Below are 16,957 nucleotides of genomic sequence, written 5' to 3'. Positions count from 1 at the left end.
CTGTCGCTCTCCACAACCGCACACGATGCGGCGAACCCGATGCATCCGCGGTTCCTGCCGTCCGTACGGTGCCGGCGAGTATCGCCGATCGCGATCTGAAAAGGAGTGACCCGACCGATCACACACAGGTCCGCACGACTTCGTTCAGTATGGATTCCAGATCGAAACGCCGGGAGGCAAGGTCGTTTTCGCGCTTGAGCGCGTCCAGCCGCCGCATCGCCTGCGCATGCCACGCGCTTGACGGGTCGATGCATGCATCGAACCCATCGCGGAATGTCTCCACGAACAGCGCCGCGTCGTCGCCGGGAATGAATCTGCCGACGCCCAGTTCATGGAGACGGCGCCCGATGTCGTCGCGGTCGTAGAAACCGGACCCGATGCACAGTGAAGGGAGCCCATGCAGGATCGCGTACTGATAAGTACCGCTGCCGCAATGATGAACCATCATGTCGACGCGCGAGCAGACCGCGTGCATGGGCACGAACGGCGCGTAGTGGAACAGTCGATCGTAACCGGCCGGTAGATCCGTCATCCCGACGGTCGAAACGACCGCAACGCCGGCGTCGAGCATGTGGAGGATCGCCCGACGGATCGAATCGCTTGGCGCCAGCACCGAGCCCAGGGTGACGAAGACGATGCGTCGCTGCGCATGGCGTTCGAAGAACTCCGACATTGCGGCTTCGTCGGGCCGAGTGCGCCCGTCGGGGATCGGCATCAGGCGGTCTGGCAGGTCCAGTGCGCCCGAAAAAAAGAAATCGGGCCTGTCGTCTGCGTCGAACGGGAGTTGTTCGATGCTCGCGATGCCGGGAACGATGCTGGCATGCGCGGCGCAGACATCGGCGAACGATTCCGGTGCGGGAATGCCGAAGCACGACTCGCTCTCGCTGAAGTTGGCGGCGAAGTCGAAGCGCGCGATCGATTCGCAGCTGTGGCAGTGATTCGCGTCCCGCGGGACGTATCCGGGAAACGCGCCCGTCCTGGCGATCGTCACTCTCGGCAGGTCCATGAGCGTCGCGGTCAGAAGCGTCACCAGGCTGAAGTCGTCGACGATGACATCGGGACGGAACCGTGTGCAGGCGGACATCTCGTCCTGGAATGCGCGCTCGGGGCGGTAATCGATGTCCAGCACTTGTTTGCCGAGCGCTCTGACCGAGGCATGAAATCTGGCGGGTGCCAGGAATCCGACCTCGTGCGCCACGGGATCGAGCTTCAGCGCCAATGCCATCAGCGGCGCCAGGTGGGGCACGACCGCGCCGGCATTGGGGATGAACAGAATTTTCAAGCGCCCTCCATCAATCCTTGATTTGGAACGTGGTCGCAGGCAGGGAGTGTAACCATGCCGGTATCGGGAATGAAATACGCGTCGGTGTCCGCCCGATCGGACCGTACCGGTCCGGTGGCCGCCGCTCCCGGCCATGCGGCCACGGTCGGCAGAAGGACGTCCACGCGGGAACAGGATCGACGGGGCGGGATGCATCTGTCGCCGCTTTCGGGCGGTTTCCGCGATGCGTACGCGACGCTGTCGGTCAACGCTGAACGCTGACGCGAACGACACCGTCGTGAAACGGTGTCCCGCGTACCGCACGGTCATCCCGGCGGTCGGCATCGACCGGCGATCGGACGATGTCGTCCGCGGCAAGAAATCGCGGTGGGCGTCGCGCGACCCTTCAGCCCTGGCCGTACAGCGTCTCCGCGCGCTGGAACAGGACCCAACTGGTCGCGATGAATTTGTCGCCGCCTTTCGGGCGGTTGCCGCGATGCGTATGGGTGAAGCCCGCGGGCGCGAGCAGCAGCGAGCCGGTCCGCGGTTTCACCTTGCGCGCCTGGTACATGAATTCGGTTTCGCCTTCCTCGAATCCATCGTTGAGGTACAGCGTCCACAGCAGATGCCGGTGCAGGGTCTCGCAGGTGGTGTCGCGCGGGTACAGCTCGCAATGCCAGTACGGATAGCCGCCTTCGTCGGCGCGGTACCACTGCAGGTTGATGTGGCCCGGGCGCAGGCAGGTGCGGATCAGTTCGATGAGGCCGGCGTCGTCCTTCGTCGCCACGTCCTCCGCGGACAGCCGCCGCAGGGTCCCGTCTGGGCCCGTCTGCTGCAGCATCAGCGGCGAGATCAGCGCCGCCGGATATTCGCGCAGGTAGCGGATGAGCGCGCCGAGCATCGCCATGTTCAGGGTCTGCTCGACGTCCTGCCAGGCGGCGTTGCCGGTGAGGGTGATGTCGCGGCTGTGCTTGAGCTCCGGGAAGACGCCGCCGCCCACCTGACCCGGATGCAGGGATGCCTGATCGGCGCGGATGCGCGCGACGATCCGGTCGCAGACCTCGCGGGGCAGCGCGTCCGGGGTGATGGTGATGTGGTCCAGATCCTTCATGCCGGTCATTCCGTCGGGCGGGCGTCGAAATCCGGATGGTAGCCGGTGGCGGCGGCCACGATTGCGGCGCCGGGCGCGATTCCCGCACCTCGATCGGCGGGGACCGCCGCGGCCGCAGATCGGCTTCGGAATCTCCGGCGGCCGCACCGGTCGAGCGGCTTCAGGCCGCCGTCTCGATGATTCCGTCGCGCTTCCGCGGCCCTAAGTGATTGCCTGCGCTGGAAAAGATCGGCATAATGCCCGGCTCGCTGCGCCCGGCCCGAGGAATTCCCGCGTGGAACATCCCCGGACGGAGGACTGGAACGCGATCCCGTCCGCAAGTCGCCGCGATACCTGCCTTCCCGCATCGCGTGGTGGACGTTCCGGCCGAATGGCCCGGACCGACGCCGGGGCCGCCGTCTCCCGGGCTATGGGAAACAACCGCAGATCGCACGCCCGTGCGTTCTATTCGATGAGAGGTACGTATGTCCCGCGAATGCCAAGTCACCGGCAAGCGCGTCGCGACCGGCAACAACGTGTCGCACGCGAACAACAAGACCCGCCGCCGTTTCATGCCCAATCTTCACGAGCGCCGCTTCTGGGTCGCTTCGGAAAACCGTTGGGTGAAACTGCGCGTTTCCACCAAGGCCCTGCGCACCATCGACAAGAACGGCATCGACGCCGTGCTCGCCGAGCTTCGCGCCCGCGGCGAAAAGATCTGAGGAGTAATTCACCATGGCTTCCAAGCGCGACAAAATCCGCCTGATCTCTTCGGCCGGCACCGGTCATTTCTACACGACCGACAAGAACAAGAAGAACACCCCCGCGAAGATGGAGATCAAGAAGTACGATCCCGTCGTCCGCAAGCACGTGATCTACAAGGAAGGCAAGATCAAGTGATTCGCGCATGACGCGGATCATCCTCGCGAACGCGGGGATCCGGCCTCCACGAAGAACCCGCCGAAAGGCGGGTTTTTTCGTTTCCGACCCATGCGCGGGCGGATCGCCCGCGTTACGGGTGCGCGCGCGAGAAATCCATCGTCCAGTTGGTTTCCCAGGTCTCGCCGCCGTCGGCGGAGAACGCCTGTTCCCACCGCGGCGCTTGCGGATCCGTGGCCCGCCACAGGAAGCGCACGCGGATCGGCCGGCCCTCGAAGCGGTCGTCGGCGAAGAACGTGCCGATGCCCTGATCGAATGCGCCAACCATCGGCGGATCGAGCCGGTCCGGATGACGACCGTCGAGCCACCAGATCGACCATCGCCGCGTCGCCGCGTCGAACGCGCGCAGGGTGACGGCCCGGTACGCGCCGTCCGGCAGTGCGAGCACGTTGTCGTCGACATTCCCGTCGCCGCCGAGCAGCGCGCGGACGCTGCAGGTGCCGTCGAAGTCGACCCAGTCGTCGCCGCCCGCCAGGCGCGAGTGCAGGCGACGGTGGCGGACCCGCCAGTCGCCGATGAAGAAGTCGAAGTCGCGGCTGCTCATGCGCGCGTCCAGTCCATCCGCCAGGTGTCCTGCCAGGTCTTGCCGCCGTCGTACGACAGCGCCTGCGACCAGCGGCAGGAGGTCGGCGTGATCCGGTCCCACAGGCCGCGGACCTTGATCGGTTTGTCGCCGTCCATCTCGTCGGCGACGAACACGCCGGCGCCGTCGATGAAATGCCCGGGCATGCCCGGCGCGGCGAGGACGCCGGACTTCGCGTTGACCCAGAAGTCCGACCACACGCGCTTCTCGACATCCAGCAGGCGCAGGCCCATGCCGCTGAAATTCCGCGCCGGGATGCGCAGCTCTTCGACGCTGCCGATGCCGCCGAGAAGGGTCCAGCAGGTCGCCTCGCCCTCGAAGACGTCCCAGTCGTCGCTGCCGGGCGTCTTCAGCCTGCGGTGGTGGATCTTCCATTCGCCGGCGAGGAAATCGAAGTCGCCGGGCTTGCCGGGGGGCGGCGCCACGGCGTCGGTCGCCGTGGCGGTGTCCGCGGTGGCCGTGCCCACGCCGGCAACGGAGACGGCGAGTCCGGCGGCGGCGGACATGAGCAGGGTGCGGCGTGCGGGATCGTCGGGGGTGCGGGTCATGGTGGGCGCCTGTCAGTAAGGGGGGTGCGGCCACCGTACGCGGCGATACCTGACACATGCCGTCAGGAATAGACTACGATCCTGCGAACCCATCGCGGATGCCCCCCTCCGCCGGACCAGCCCGTGCGCACCAGTCGACTGTTGTCCCTGCTGATCCTGCTGCAGCTGCGCGGCGGCGCGACCGCCGACGCCCTCGCGCGCGAGTTCGAGGTCTCGGTACGCACGATCTATCGCGACATCGACCGGCTCGCGGCGGCCGGGGTGCCGGTCTATGCCGACCGCGGGCCCGGTGGCGGCTTCCGGCTGCTCGACGGGTATCGCACGCGGCTCACCGGTCTGGCCGCCGATGAAGCCGAAGCGCTGTGCCTGATCGGCATGCCCGGTCCGGCGCAGGCGCTGGGCATGGGCGAGGCCGCCAGCGCCGCCGCGCACAAGATGATGGCGTCGTTGCCCGATGCCGGCGGCGCGCTGGCCGTACGCATGCGCGAGCGCTTCCATCTCGATCCGGTCGACTGGTATCGCGAGGACGACACGCCCGCGGTGCTGCGTCCGATCGCGCGGGCGGTGCTCGATCGCACCGAGCTGGAGATGCGCTACGACAGCTGGACCGGCGTGCGCGACTGGACGGTGCGGCCGCTCGGGCTCGTGCTGAAGGCGGGGCAGTGGTATCTGGTCGCCGAAGGCCACGGCAAGCCGCGGATCTTCAAGGTCGCGAACATCCGCCATCACCTCGCGACCGATCGGGTGTTCGAACGGCCGCCGGCCTTCGATCTCGCCGCTTGGTGGGCGACGGAGACCGCACGCTTCGAAGCGCAGCTGCGCGGCGATACCGCGACGCTCCAGGTCAGCGTCATCGGGCTGGCGCGGATCGCGGCGCTCGGCGCGTATGCGAAGACCGCGGCGCAGGCCGCCATCGCCGATGCCGACGGCTGGTCGCGGATGACCCTGCCGATCGAGAACATCGAGCAGGCTGCGCTGCTGTTGCTCGGCATCGGTCCGGAATTGCGGGTGCTGGCGCCGGAGGCGTTGCGGCTGCGGTTGCGGGCGTTGGCCGAGGCCGTGATCGCGCGTTGCGATGGGCCGGACAGTGCGCCGCCGTCACCGACGATGGCATGATTCGCGGCGAACACACGACGGAAACCGCCCGATGCGCATGCATGTGCTGATTCTGGCCGGGCTGTGCGCACTGGGCGTCGCGCCGGGCGCGCACGCGCAACTGCGGCCGCTGATGAACGGTGAGATCAACACCCGGTTGTCCTGCGACCAGCAGGAAACCGCGTTGATCGGCATGTCCGTCCACGCCCGCGATCGCGGAACGCCGAAGGCGGAGATGGTCGCGAAGGCGGCGGTGTTGCCTGAGAACGACGGCACGCGCATGGTCGCGCTGTCGCGCATCGACGATGTCTACCTCGACCCGCGGCTCACGGCCGCCACGCTGGTCGCGTACCGGTCCAAGAAATGCCAGATCGGTCTGTCGTGGCACGATGAACCGCCCGAGGCCGACGCCTATGAACGCGAACGCCTGCTGCAGTGCCAGACACTCGGCCTGCCCGGCGATCGCGATTTTCGACGCTGCATCCACGATCTGCTGGAAACGCTGGAGGAACGCCGGACGCGGCCGGCGGCCGAACGCTGACCGACCGCGTCCGCGGGCTTCGACCTTGGTCGGAGCCCTGCGCCGGGCCGCCGGCTCGCCGTACACTCGCCGGACCGTGATTCCGCCGAGACGCGCATGATCCCAGGCTGGGTGCTGTTGCTGGTATCGCTGGGCTACGTGGGCGTGCTGTTCGCGGTCGCCTATCTCGGCGACGTGCGCGGCATGCGGCCGCGCTGGCGCTGGCTGCGGCCGATGGTCTATTCGCTGGCGCTCGCGGTCTACTGTTCCTCGTGGACGTTCTACGGTGCGGTCGGCACCGCGGCGCGCACCGGGCTGGGCTTCCTGCCGATCTATCTCGGCCCGCTGCTGATGCTGCTGTTCGGCTGGCGCATCCTCGAACGTCTCGTGCTGATCTCCGGCGAGCATCGCATCGTCTCGATCGCCGATTTCCTGTCCTCGCGCTACGGCCGCGCGCCCGGACTCGCGGCGCTGGTCGCCGCGGTCGCGCTGGTCGCCGCGGTGCCCTACGTCGCGCTGCAGTTCAAGGCGGTGGCGATGAGCGTGGAGGTGCTGGCGCCGGGCAGCGACGACGCGTTGTTCGCCGATCCCGCGCTGTACGTCGCATTGCTGCTCGCGGTGTTCGCGATCCTGTTCGGCACGCGCCAGATCGACGCCACCGAACACCATCGTGGCATGGTGCTCGCGGTTGCGCTGGAATCGCTGGTGAAACTGCTGGCCTTCATCGCCATCGGCGTGTTCGCGCTGCTGCACCTGCCCGGTACCGGCGGCCTGACCGAACGCATCGCGCAGGCGACCGATGTCGTCACCGCGCCCGGCGTGCCGACCGGTTTCGTCGCGCAGACGCTGATCGCTTTCGCCGCGATCGTCTGCCTGCCGCGGCAGTTCCATGTGGCGGTGGTCGAATGCCAGGACCCGGCCGATCTCCGGCCCGCACGCTGGCTGTTCGGCGGCTATCTCGTGCTCTTCAGCCTGTTCGTGGTGCCGATCACGCTCGCCGGACAATCGCTGCTCGCCGGCAGCGGCGTATCGCCCGACACCTACGTGCTGGCATTGCCGCTGGCGCTCGATCGGGACACCCTGGCGCTGACCGCCTACATCGGCGGATTCTCCGCCGCCACCGGCATGGTCATCGTCGCCAGCGTCGCGCTGTCCACGATGGTGAGCAACGATCTGGTGATGCCGCTGCTGCTGCGCAATCGCGCGCTGGTCGCCAGCGGCGGCATCGATCGTCAGGTGCTGTGGGTGCGACGCGTGACCATTCTCGCGCTGGCGCTGATGGCCTATGGCTACCACCGCATGGCCGCCGCCGCCGGCGACAGCCTCGCCCAGCACGGCCTGCTCGCGTTCGCCGCGGTGGCGCAATTCGCGCCCGCGCTGATCGGCGGGCTGTACTGGCGCGGCGCGAGCCGTGCCGGCGCCTTCGCCGGCGTGTTCGCCGGCGCCATGCTATGGGCCTACACGTTGTTGTTGCCGGCGCTGGTGCAGAGCAGCGCCGCCGGCGCCGACTGGATCGCGCACGGCCTGTTCGGATTCTCGTGGCTGCGGCCGCAGCAGCTGTTCGGCGTCACCGGCTGGGACCCGCTGACCCACGGCGTGTTCTGGTCGCTGCTGTTCAACATCGGCGCGCTGTTCCTGGTGTCCGCACGGCGACGTCCGCTGCTGCAGGAACAACTGCTCGCCGCGACCTATCTCGATCCCTACGCGCAGCGCTCGCCGCTCGGACCCGGCGGCTGGGCCGGCACCGTGCGCAGCGGCGAACTGCTGGCGCTGGCCGAACGCATCGTCGGCGAACGTCATGCCCGCCGTGCGTTCGCGGAGTACGCCGAATCCACGTCGCGCCGACAGTGGCAGCCGCAGCAGCTCGCCGATCGCGCGCTGGTGCAGTTCACCGAACGCCTGCTCGCCTCGGCCATCGGCGCGGCATCGGCGCGGCTCACGCTCACCAGCGCGCTGCGCGGTTCGGGCATGGAACTGGGCGAGGTGGTCTCGCTGCTCGACGAAGCGAGCCAGGAACTGCGCTTCAATCGCCAGGTGCTGTCGACCACGCTGGAGAACATCAGCCAGGGCGTGAGCGTGGTCGATCCGGAGCTGCGATTGATCGCGTGGAACCGCCGGTATCAGGAGATGCTCGGTTATCCCGACGGCATGCTCTACGTCGGCCGTCCGATCGCCGATCTGATCCGCTGGAGCGCCGAACGCGCCGAGATGAACGAGTTGGGTCCGCAGGCTGCCGAGCCGGGCACCGGCCATGCGGAAAGCACCGTCGAAAATACCGTGGACAACACCGTGGAAAACCAGGTCCGCCGGCGTCTTGCGCATCTGCGCGCCGGCCAGGCCTACGTGTTCCAGCGTCTGCGTGCGAACGGCCAGGTCATCGAGATGCGCGGGCAACCGCTGCCCGGCGGCGGTTACGTCACCAGCTTCAGCGACATCACCGACTACAAGCGTGCGGAACAGGCGCTGCGCGAGATCAACGAAACCCTTGAACACCGGGTCGAACTGCGCACGCGCGAAGCCGAGGCCGCGCAGCAATCGAAGACGCGCTTCCTCGCCGCGGTGAGCCACGACGTGCTGCAGCCGCTGAACGCCGCGCGCCTGTTCGCCTCCGCGCTGCGCGAGACCGAGAACGGCGACGAGCGCGCGCGTCTGGCCGAACGCGTGGACACCGCGCTGCGTGCCGCCGAGGATCTGCTCGACGGCCTGCTCGACGTGTCGCGTCTCGACGCCGGCGCGCTGCAACCGGAGCTGTCGCACTTCGAGGCGGCCGAGCTGCTGCAGGAACTCGCCGCGCAGTACGCCCCCAGCGCCGCCGGCCGCGGCCTCGCGCTGCGCGTGCACGCGCGGCCGGGCCTCTTCGTGCGCAGCGACCGACGCCTGCTGCGGCGCGCGCTGCAGAACTTCCTTGCCAACGCACTGCGCTACACCCGCGAAGGCGGCGTGCTGCTCGCGCTGCGCGTGCGCGGCGATGCACTCGAGCTGCAGGTCTGGGACACCGGCCCCGGCATTCCGGAGCATCATCTGGGCCAGATCTTCGATGAGTTCCGTCGCTTCGATATTCCCAGCACCCGCCCCGACATCGGCGGCGAACGCGGTCTCGGCCTCGGCCTGTCGATCTGCCAGCGCATCGCGCGCATTCTCGGTCACCCGCTGCAGGTGTATTCGCGCGTCGGCAGCGGCAGCGTGTTTTCGATCCGCGTGCCGGTCGCCGCGGAGATGCCCGTGCGCGCGCCGGTGGCCACGCCGATGCTCGCGCCGGACGCGCTCGCCGGGCTGCGCGTGCTGTGCGTCGACAACGATCCGGAAATCCTCGACGGCATGCGCGCCCTGCTCTCGCGCTGGGGCGCGGTCGCGCTCACCGCCGCCACCGTCGACGAAGCCCTGGCCCACATCGCTCCCGACGATGCGTCGTCGCTGCCCGATGTCGCGCTCGTCGATTACCACTTGCACGATCGGCTCGACGGTCTCGGCGTGATCGCCGAACTCCGACGTCGCGCGAAGCGCGATCTGCCCGCGGCCTTGCTCACCGGCGATGGCAGCGACACGCTCAAGCACGCGGCGCGCGAATACGGCTGCGCGGTGTTGACCAAACCGGTGAAGCCCGCATCGCTGCGCGCGTGGCTGGCGGCGCGGGGGTGATGCGCGACCCGTCGCCGCGTTGACCCCGCGCCCGGTGGAATCCACACTTCAAGCCCTGCGGCATGCGCATGGCGTGCCGCGACACCATCGCCGGAGGCCGCATGAAGTTGCAGATGTTCGCCATCCTGATCCTGCTGTCGTGGTCCGCCGCGGCGCAGGATCCGCAGCTCGCGCCGAACGCGCCGCAGGACAAACCGATCACCGCGCATTCGAGCGAGCTGGCCGCCTTCGAAGCCGCGATCGCACCGCACGTCGCGGAAGCGAAACGCACCTATCCGGAGGCGAAGAAGAAATTCGTCGCCGGTCTGCCGAAAGGGCAATCGTTCTTCGTCACCACGCGCCTCCACGACGGCACCGGTGCGTTCGAGCAGGTCTTCATCGCCGTTCGCAGCATCGATGGCGGCATGGTCCACGGCAGGATCTGGAGCGAGATCAATACGGTTCGCGGATATCGATTCGGCGACGACTACGGGTTCGCGGAATCCGAACTGCTCGACTGGCTGATCACCCATCCGGACGGATCGGAAGAAGGCAATGTCGTCGGCAAGTTCCTGGATACGTACGGCCGACGTTGATCGAAGGAAATATTCCCGCGCCGCACTGGCCATGGGCGTGCGCGCATCCCGGCGCACGCCATGGCATGCTGTCGAGAGCGGGAGCCTGCTCGGAGTCCCGGGAGCATCTTCGCCATGCCCGCCTTCACGCCCGATCGTTTCGTCATCGAAGAAACGCCTGTCGAGGGTCGCGCCGCGCCGGATCGCACGCTGTGGATCAGCGAAGCCGGCGGCCTGACCCAGTTCGGCGCGTTCGTCGAAGTGCTGCAGCCGGGGTCGCGTTCGTCGATCAGGCATTGGCATCGGGCCGAGGACGAAATGGTCTACGTGCTCGAAGGCGACATCACGCTGGTCGAGGGCGCGACCGAGACCGTGCTGCGGCCCGGCGATGCGGCGACCTTCCGTGCCGGAACGCCGGTCGGCCATTGTCTGGAGAACCGCAGCGACGCGCCGACCCGCTGCCTGATCGTCGGGACCCGCGCCCCGGTGGACGACATCACCTATCCCGACCACGATCGCGTTTGCCATCGCGACCGCGCCTTGCCGGACGATCTCTGGACCGATCTCGACGGCCGTCCGAAAACGGGACTGCGCGATTGATGGACGTTTGCTCCGGCCCCGCGGGACGCGAACGCGTGGGTCGATGCGCCGGCCCAGGCGGCGTCGGCGCCGGTGATCCTGCACGGACTGCTGTTCCGGCCGTTCGTGGCCGCGCATCGGGTGCGTTGGGCCATCCTCGTGCGCGAGCGGTCCGCCCGGCGCGGCCTCATGACAGCGCATGATCTAGAATCCGCGGTCTCGGCCCGGGTCGACCGGCGCATCTTCCGACGAATCCAGCCCATGCCGCAGAAGGACAAACACTGGAAGCTCGTCTACACACGCTCCGAAAAGTTGCGGCGCGCGGAGCAGTTGGGCATGGAATATCCCTGCGTGGAGGGGCTGCAGCTCGCGGAACGCGAGTGCGTGAACGTGTTGTTCGTCTGCAGCCGCAACCAGTGGCGCAGCCCGACCGCCGAACGCGTGTTCCGGCGACATCCGCTGATGTCCGTGCGCTCGGCCGGCACCAGCCCGAACGCACGGCGCACGATCAGTGCCGACGACCTGCGCTGGGCGGACGTGGTGATGGCGATGGAGCACAAGCATCGCGACCGCATCGTCGCCGGATTTCCGCGTCTGGTCGAACACACGCCGATCCACGTGCTCGATATTCCCGACGACTATCGGGAGATGGATCCGGAACTGATCGAACTCCTGGCGCAGACGGTGCCGCCGCTGTTGTTCGGCTGATCCCCGCGCGCAGACCACCGGACGCATTCCGCCATGTTCGACCTCATCCCCTTCGACATCACCCGCGAAATCATGGAGAAATCGGTGCAGGCGCAACCGCTCTGCGAAGAGGAACCGTTCCTCTCCGGCGACGAGGCGGCGGTGACCGGATTCTACGAGTGCATGTTCGCGGCCCTGCGCCGCGACGGCGTGGATGTCCTGATCGAAGACGATCACCACGGCTCCGGGTATGCCTCGTACATCTCGGCGTTCCTGTCGCGTCGCGGCGGGGTCGACGAGATCGATCATCCCGCCCATGTGGAGACCGTCGGGCTGTTGCTGTACGTGTCGCGCCTCGCACCGATCGCGGTGTTCGGTGCGAGCAGCCGGACCCGCAACAAGCGCGACAGCGGAACCTCGTCCGGCTTCATCACGACAGACAACCTCGATCGACTGCCGCCCGGCGACTGGAGCGGCCTGCTGCGCACCCTGCGGATCGTGCTCGAAGCCCACGGCGTCGAACTGCTGCCGACGGCGCCGCTGCTGGCGCCGGCCCCGGACGGGATTCGCATCCCGACCGCGTTCGACGGGCCGTATGCCGTGTTCGACACGCTGTTCTACTGGGAAGACTAGCCGCGCGACGGATGCCAACGGCGATGGCATCCGGCATCATGCCGGCACACGATTCCACGAAGGAGGTTCGCGATGCACCACACCGACACCGCGTTCGTGCAATGCCCGTACTGCGGCGAAGAGATCGAGATCGTCGTCGACGGTTCGGTCGAGCATCAGCAGTACGTCGAGGACTGCAGTGTCTGCTGCCGTCCGATCGTGTTCACCGTGGTTGCCGAGGACGGCGAAGTGCTGAGCGTCGACGCGCGCTCCGAGGACGAATAGATCGCGGTCCTGGCGGCGGAGATGGTTCTCTCCGTCTCTCGTGCAATTGCAGACGGACGACATCGAGCCCGCATCGAACCGGGAAATACCCCTGTAGGAGCGCCGGAAGGCGCGACGGGTGACAGGAAGATTATCCGCAGACGGTCGCGCCTTGACCAGCCATGCGGCTGTTGAAAGCCGGCGCTCCTACAGGGGCTGCGGTGATGGATCAGGCCCATTTACCGATGCCATCCGAACATTTCGAACGCGCTCAGTCCTCTTCCGGCGGCGGCATCACCGCTTCGGGATCGATCGCGAGCTTGCCGGCGATCAGCACCGCCTGGGTGCGGTTGTTGGCGCCGAGCTTGCGCAGGATCGCGGTCATGTGCGCCTTGATCGTGGCTTCGGACACGCCGAGCTCGTAGGCGATCTGTTTGTTGAGCAGGCCGTCGCCGAGCATCTGCAGCACGCGGAATTGCTGCGGGGTGAGTTCGCGCACGCGTTGCGCTGCGTCGTGTTCGTCCGCAGCGGCCGCCGGTGCCTTCAGCGCGGCCGCGGGCGCCCAGCGATCGCCGGCGAGCACCGTGTCGATGGCTTCGCCCAGGGTGGTGGCGTCGGCGGATTTCGGCAGGAAACCGACCGCACCGTGATCCAGCGCGCGGCGCATGACCGCCGGTTCCTCGCGCGCCGACACCACCATCACCGGCAGCTGCGGGACATGCGCGCGCAGATGCACCAGCGCGCTGAACCCGTGCGCGCCCGGCATGTTCAGATCGAGCAGCAGCAGATCGGCGTCGGGTTCGCGTTCGACCAGCGCATACAGCGCGTCGACGCTGTCGGCCTCGCGCAGCTGCGCGTTGGGCAGCGCCCGCGCCACCGCATTGCGCAGGGCCTCGCGGAACAGCGGGTGGTCGTCGGCGACAAGAATGGTGGGCATGGGAAGCGGCATCGCGATGGCGGCGCCCCCAAGGTAACGCAGACCGGCGGCGGTCACCAATGGCCCCCGCCAGTCATGGCCGCCCCGCTCACTTCACCAACCGTTCCTCGACCAGCGATTTCACCACCGAGGGATCCGCGAGGGTCGAGGTGTCGCCGAGCTGATCGGGCGCGTTTTCGGCGATCTTGCGCAGGATGCGGCGCATGATCTTGCCCGATCGCGTCTTCGGCAAACCGGGCGCCCACTGCACGAAATCCGGCGTGGCGATCGGGCCGATCTCCTTGCGCACGTGCGCGACCAGCGCCTTGCGCAGATCCTCGGTCGGGGTTTCGCCGGCCACCAGGGTGACGTAGGCATAGATGCCCTGGCCCTTGATGTCGTGGTTGAAGCCGACCACCGCTGCCTCCGCGACCAGCGGATGCGAGACCAGCGCGCTTTCGACCTCGGCGGTGCCGATGCGGTGGCCGCTGACGTTGATCACGTCGTCGACGCGGCCGGTGATCCAGTAGTAACCGTCGGCGTCGCGACGGCAGCCGTCGCCGGTGAAGTACATGCCCGGATAGGTCTTGAAGTAGGTGTCGATGAAGCGCGGGTGGTCGCCGTAGACCGTGCGCATCTGCCCGGGCCAGGAATCCAGCAGCACCAGATTGCCTTCGGTCGCGCCTTCGAGCAGGGCGCCGTTGGCGTCGACCAGCGCCGGCTGCACGCCGAAGAACGGTTTGCTGGCCGAACCGGGTTTGAGGTCGGTCGCGCCGGGCAGCGGCGAAATCAATACTCCGCCGGTTTCGGTCTGCCACCAGGTGTCGACGATCGGGCAACGACCCTCGCCGACCACGTCGTAATACCAGCGCCAGGCTTCGGGATTGATCGGTTCGCCGACGGTGCCGAGCAGGCGGATCGATTGTCGCGAGGTCTTCTTCACCGGCGCTTCGCCTTCGCGCATGAGCGCGCGGATCGCGGTCGGCGCGGTGTAGAAGATGGTGACCTGATGTTTGTCGACGACGTCCCAGAAGCGCGAGACCGTCGGGTAATTGGGCACGCCTTCGAACACGACGGCGGTGGCGCCGTTGGCCAGCGGCCCGTAGGCGATGTAGCTGTGGCCGGTGACCCAGCCGACGTCGGCGGTGCACCAGTAGATGTCGTCTTCGCGCAGATCGAACACCGATTCGTGGGTGTAGCTCGCCCACACCAGATAACCACCGGTGGTGTGCAGCACTCCCTTGGGTTTGCCGGTGCTGCCGGAGGTGTAGAGGATGAACAGCGGATCTTCGGCGTTCATGCGCTCGGGTTCGCATTCGGTCGGCTGGCTGTCGACCACCGCGTCGTACCAGCGATCGCGCGGCATCTGCATGCCGACCGCGCCGCCGGTGTGGCGGATCACCAGCACCGTTTCCACCGAGTCGGTGCCGGGCATTTTCAGCGCGGCGTTGACGTTCTCCTTCAGCGGCACCGACTTGCCGCCGCGCAGACCTTCGTCCGCGGTGATGACGAGCTTGCTGCCGCAATCGGCGATGCGGTCGGCGATGGACTGCGGCGAGAAACCGCCGAACACCACCGAGTGGATCGCGCCGACGCGCGCGCAGGCCTGCATCGCGACGACCGCATCGGGAATCATCGGCAGATAGATGGTGACGCGGTCGCCCTTCTGCACGCCGAGATGACGCAGCGCATTGGCCAGTTTGCACACGCGCTCGTACAGTTCGCGATAACTGATGCGCTGCGACGGCGTGGCCGGATCGTCGGGCTCGAAGATCAACGCGGTCTTGTCGCCGCGAGTCGCGAGGTGGCGATCGAGACAGTTCACGCTGGCGTTGAGTTCGCCGTCCTCGAACCAGCGGATGTGGAAGTCCTCGACGTGGTAGCTCACGTCCTTGATCTTCGTCGGCGCCTTGAACCAGTCCAGACGCTGCGCGATCCGGCCCCAATAGGCATCGGGATCGGCGACGGCGGCGGCGTAGTCGCGTTCGTAATCTTCGCGTCGGATGCGCGCGCGCGCCGCGAAATCGGCGGGCACGGGATAGACGGACGGGGCGGTGTCGGTCTGCGACATGAGGGCTTCCTCCGCGGAATGACGGGACAAGTCTGGCGCACAGTGTGCCGCACTCGCGTCGTTTTGCGCTGCAACATCGCGCTTAGACCATGGTCGCAAAAACCGCCGTATCCCGCGTTCCTTCGACCAATGGCGAATAGGCGATGCGGTCGGGCGCGCACAGTCTGCGCTCACCGTGCATCCGCATGCGCCCTCGGGAGGGGCTCACCATGAATCATCGACTGCATTGCAGACGGCCGCTGACATTGTCGCTGCTGGTCTGTCTGCTGGCGCCGGGCCTCGCGCTCGCGCAAAGCGCCACGCCGAAGGAACAGCAACTGGAGGCGCGCGTCGCCGAGCTGGAAAAGATCGTCCAGCAGCTGATCGCGCAACAACAGCGGACCGAAACCACCGTCGGTCAGGTGCAGGCGGCGCAGACCGCAGCGCCCGCGGCCAAACCCGCCGACGACGGCAAGCCGAAGATCCAGTCCACGCCGATCCTCACCGCCGCCAATCCGGGCACCGCGTTCTCGTACGGCGGTTTCATCAAGCTCGACGCGATGGTCACCGACACCAGCGACGGTCGCATCGCCGACGGTTCCGCCGGTCGCCTGTTCTATCTGCCGTCCGCGATTCCGGTCGGCCCCGCGGGCGCCGATGGCGGCGATGCCTACGCCGATTATCACGCGCAGTTCTCGCGCTTCTGGTTCAGCGCCGACCACACCACCGGCGACGGCGACAAGATCAAGGGCTACATCGAAGCCGACATGTTCGGCGGCGGCAGCAACGCGCTGGTCGGCAACGAAACCGCGACCAACACCTATGCGGTGTCGCTGCGTCAGGCCTACGTCAGCCTCACCCGTCCCAACGGTGCGCAATGGCTGGCCGGCCAGACCTGGTCGAACTTCATGGACGTCGCCGCGCTGCCCGACAGCGTCGACTTCGTCGGGCCGACCGAGAGCACCGTGTTCGTGCGCCAGGCGCAGGTGCGCTACACCAAGGGCCCGTGGTCGTTCTCGGTGGAAAATCCGCAGACCACGGTCACGCCGTTCCTCGGCGGCGCCACGCGCGCCAATTCGGGCGACAACGTCCTGCCCGATGTCACCGCACGCTGGCAGAAGAAAGGCGATTGGGGCCATTTCAGCGTCGCCGGCCTGCTCCGCCAGTTCAAGCGTCTCGACGAAACCACCAGCGGCGCGTCGGTCAGCGTGTCGGGCAAGTTCAATCTCGGCGCCAGCGACGATCTGCGCTACGCGGTCAACGCCGGTCAGGGCATCGGCCGCTACATGGGCTTCGGCCTCGGCGCCGACACCGTGGCCGACGCCGGCGGCGATCTGGAAGCGATCGACGGCTACGGCGCGTTCGTCTCCTGGCGTCACGCGTTCTCGCCGAAGCTGCGCGGCAACCTGTTCTATTCGACCGCGCACTTCGACAACGACACCGCACTCACCGGCTTCGCCGCCACCGAGAGCGCGCAGTCGTTCCACGCCAACCTGATCTATTCGCCGCTGCCCAAGCTCGATGTCGGCGCCGAACTGATCTGGGGCCAGCGTTCGCTCGAGAACGATCTCGAAGGCGATCTCCGCCGCATCCACACCCACGTCAAGTACAGCTTCTGAC

The 16,957-nt window shown here is 67.5% G+C and carries 17 protein-coding genes; 11 read left to right on the top strand and 6 right to left on the bottom strand.

Features of this window, described 5'->3' with window-relative positions; genetic code table 11:
• Positions 1–118: 118 nt before the first annotated feature.
• Both ABD974_RS06385 and ABD974_RS06380 read right to left on the bottom strand, forming a co-directional pair.
• Positions 119–1,606 (bottom strand): glycosyltransferase, encoded by a 1,488-nt coding sequence (locus ABD974_RS06385; protein WP_345302469.1) that lies wholly within the window; start codon positions 1,604–1,606, stop codon positions 119–121.
• Between the two features lie 61 nt (positions 1,607–1,667).
• Entirely contained in the window at positions 1,668–2,372 is a 705-nt protein-coding gene (locus tag ABD974_RS06380; protein ID WP_345302468.1) for a 2OG-Fe(II) oxygenase, read from the bottom strand.
• Between the two features lie 464 nt (positions 2,373–2,836).
• Here ABD974_RS06380 and rpmB point away from each other — a divergent pair, with 464 nt between their 5' ends.
• Complete coding sequence (rpmB, locus tag ABD974_RS06375; protein ID WP_345302467.1) at positions 2,837–3,073, top strand: 50S ribosomal protein L28; 237 nt, start codon at positions 2,837–2,839, stop codon at positions 3,071–3,073.
• Positions 3,074–3,086: 13 nt separating this feature from the next.
• Positions 3,087–3,251, top strand: a complete 165-nt coding sequence (rpmG, locus tag ABD974_RS06370; RefSeq protein WP_052631863.1) for a 50S ribosomal protein L33 — start codon at positions 3,087–3,089, stop codon at positions 3,249–3,251.
• A 112-nt stretch (positions 3,252–3,363) separates the two neighbouring features.
• Here the strand turns inward: rpmG and ABD974_RS06365 are convergent, their stop codons facing one another.
• Both ABD974_RS06365 and ABD974_RS06360 read right to left on the bottom strand, forming a co-directional pair.
• Positions 3,364–3,834, bottom strand: coding sequence for a hypothetical protein (locus ABD974_RS06365; protein ID WP_345302466.1), 471 nt, complete (start codon positions 3,832–3,834; stop codon positions 3,364–3,366).
• Positions 3,831–4,421 carry a hypothetical protein gene (locus ABD974_RS06360; RefSeq protein ID WP_345302465.1) on the bottom strand — a complete coding sequence of 197 codons (591 nt, stop codon included), beginning with the start codon at positions 4,419–4,421 and terminating at the stop codon, positions 3,831–3,833. Before ABD974_RS06360 ends, ABD974_RS06365 begins: the two co-directional genes overlap by 4 nt.
• 123 nt (positions 4,422–4,544) lie before the next feature.
• Between ABD974_RS06360 and ABD974_RS06355 the strand changes: the two genes are divergently transcribed.
• The 8 genes from ABD974_RS06355 to ABD974_RS06320 all read left to right on the top strand — a co-directional run bounded on the left by ABD974_RS06355 (position 4,545) and on the right by ABD974_RS06320 (position 12,392).
• Positions 4,545–5,537 carry a helix-turn-helix transcriptional regulator gene (locus tag ABD974_RS06355; RefSeq protein ID WP_345302464.1) on the top strand — a complete coding sequence of 331 codons (993 nt, stop codon included), beginning with the start codon at positions 4,545–4,547 and terminating at the stop codon, positions 5,535–5,537.
• Positions 5,538–5,568: 31 nt separating this feature from the next.
• A complete protein-coding gene (locus ABD974_RS06350; protein ID WP_345302463.1) occupies positions 5,569–6,057 on the top strand; it encodes a hypothetical protein in 489 nt (162 codons plus the stop codon).
• A 96-nt stretch (positions 6,058–6,153) separates the two neighbouring features.
• Positions 6,154–9,675 carry a PAS domain-containing hybrid sensor histidine kinase/response regulator gene (locus ABD974_RS06345; RefSeq protein ID WP_345302462.1) on the top strand — a complete coding sequence of 1,174 codons (3,522 nt, stop codon included), beginning with the start codon at positions 6,154–6,156 and terminating at the stop codon, positions 9,673–9,675.
• Between the two features lie 101 nt (positions 9,676–9,776).
• Positions 9,777–10,250, top strand: a complete 474-nt coding sequence (locus ABD974_RS06340; RefSeq protein WP_345302461.1) for a DUF2314 domain-containing protein — start codon at positions 9,777–9,779, stop codon at positions 10,248–10,250.
• Between the two features lie 114 nt (positions 10,251–10,364).
• Entirely contained in the window at positions 10,365–10,829 is a 465-nt protein-coding gene (locus tag ABD974_RS06335) for a cupin domain-containing protein (RefSeq protein ID WP_345302460.1), read from the top strand.
• Positions 10,830–11,069: 240 nt separating this feature from the next.
• Positions 11,070–11,516 carry a low molecular weight protein tyrosine phosphatase family protein gene (locus ABD974_RS06330; RefSeq protein WP_345302459.1) on the top strand — a complete coding sequence of 149 codons (447 nt, stop codon included), beginning with the start codon at positions 11,070–11,072 and terminating at the stop codon, positions 11,514–11,516.
• 33 nt (positions 11,517–11,549) lie between these two features.
• Positions 11,550–12,128: a hypothetical protein gene (locus ABD974_RS06325; RefSeq protein ID WP_345302458.1), complete on the top strand. Its 579-nt coding sequence runs from the start codon at positions 11,550–11,552 to the stop codon at positions 12,126–12,128.
• A gap of 72 nt (positions 12,129–12,200) precedes the next feature.
• Positions 12,201–12,392, top strand: coding sequence for a CPXCG motif-containing cysteine-rich protein (locus ABD974_RS06320; protein ID WP_345302457.1), 192 nt, complete (start codon positions 12,201–12,203; stop codon positions 12,390–12,392).
• Between the two features lie 250 nt (positions 12,393–12,642).
• Here ABD974_RS06320 and ABD974_RS06315 read toward each other — a convergent pair whose 3' ends face one another.
• Positions 12,643–13,308 carry a response regulator gene (locus tag ABD974_RS06315; protein ID WP_345302456.1) on the bottom strand — a complete coding sequence of 222 codons (666 nt, stop codon included), beginning with the start codon at positions 13,306–13,308 and terminating at the stop codon, positions 12,643–12,645.
• 88 nt (positions 13,309–13,396) lie between these two features.
• Positions 13,397–15,358 (bottom strand): acetate--CoA ligase, encoded by a 1,962-nt coding sequence (gene acs / locus ABD974_RS06310; RefSeq protein ID WP_345302455.1) that lies wholly within the window; start codon positions 15,356–15,358, stop codon positions 13,397–13,399.
• A 209-nt stretch (positions 15,359–15,567) separates the two neighbouring features.
• Between acs and ABD974_RS06305 the strand changes: the two genes are divergently transcribed.
• Positions 15,568–16,956, top strand: coding sequence for a DcaP family trimeric outer membrane transporter (locus tag ABD974_RS06305; protein ID WP_345302454.1), 1,389 nt, complete (start codon positions 15,568–15,570; stop codon positions 16,954–16,956).
• Position 16,957: the final 1 nt, after the last annotated feature.

Origin of the sequence: Lysobacter hankyongensis (assembly GCF_039543145.1) — a bacterium.
Lineage (GTDB): Bacteria > Pseudomonadota > Gammaproteobacteria > Xanthomonadales > Xanthomonadaceae > Lysobacter_I > Lysobacter_I hankyongensis.
Note: the sequence above shows the minus strand (reverse complement) of the source record. Positions and strands in the feature narration are given on the sequence as shown.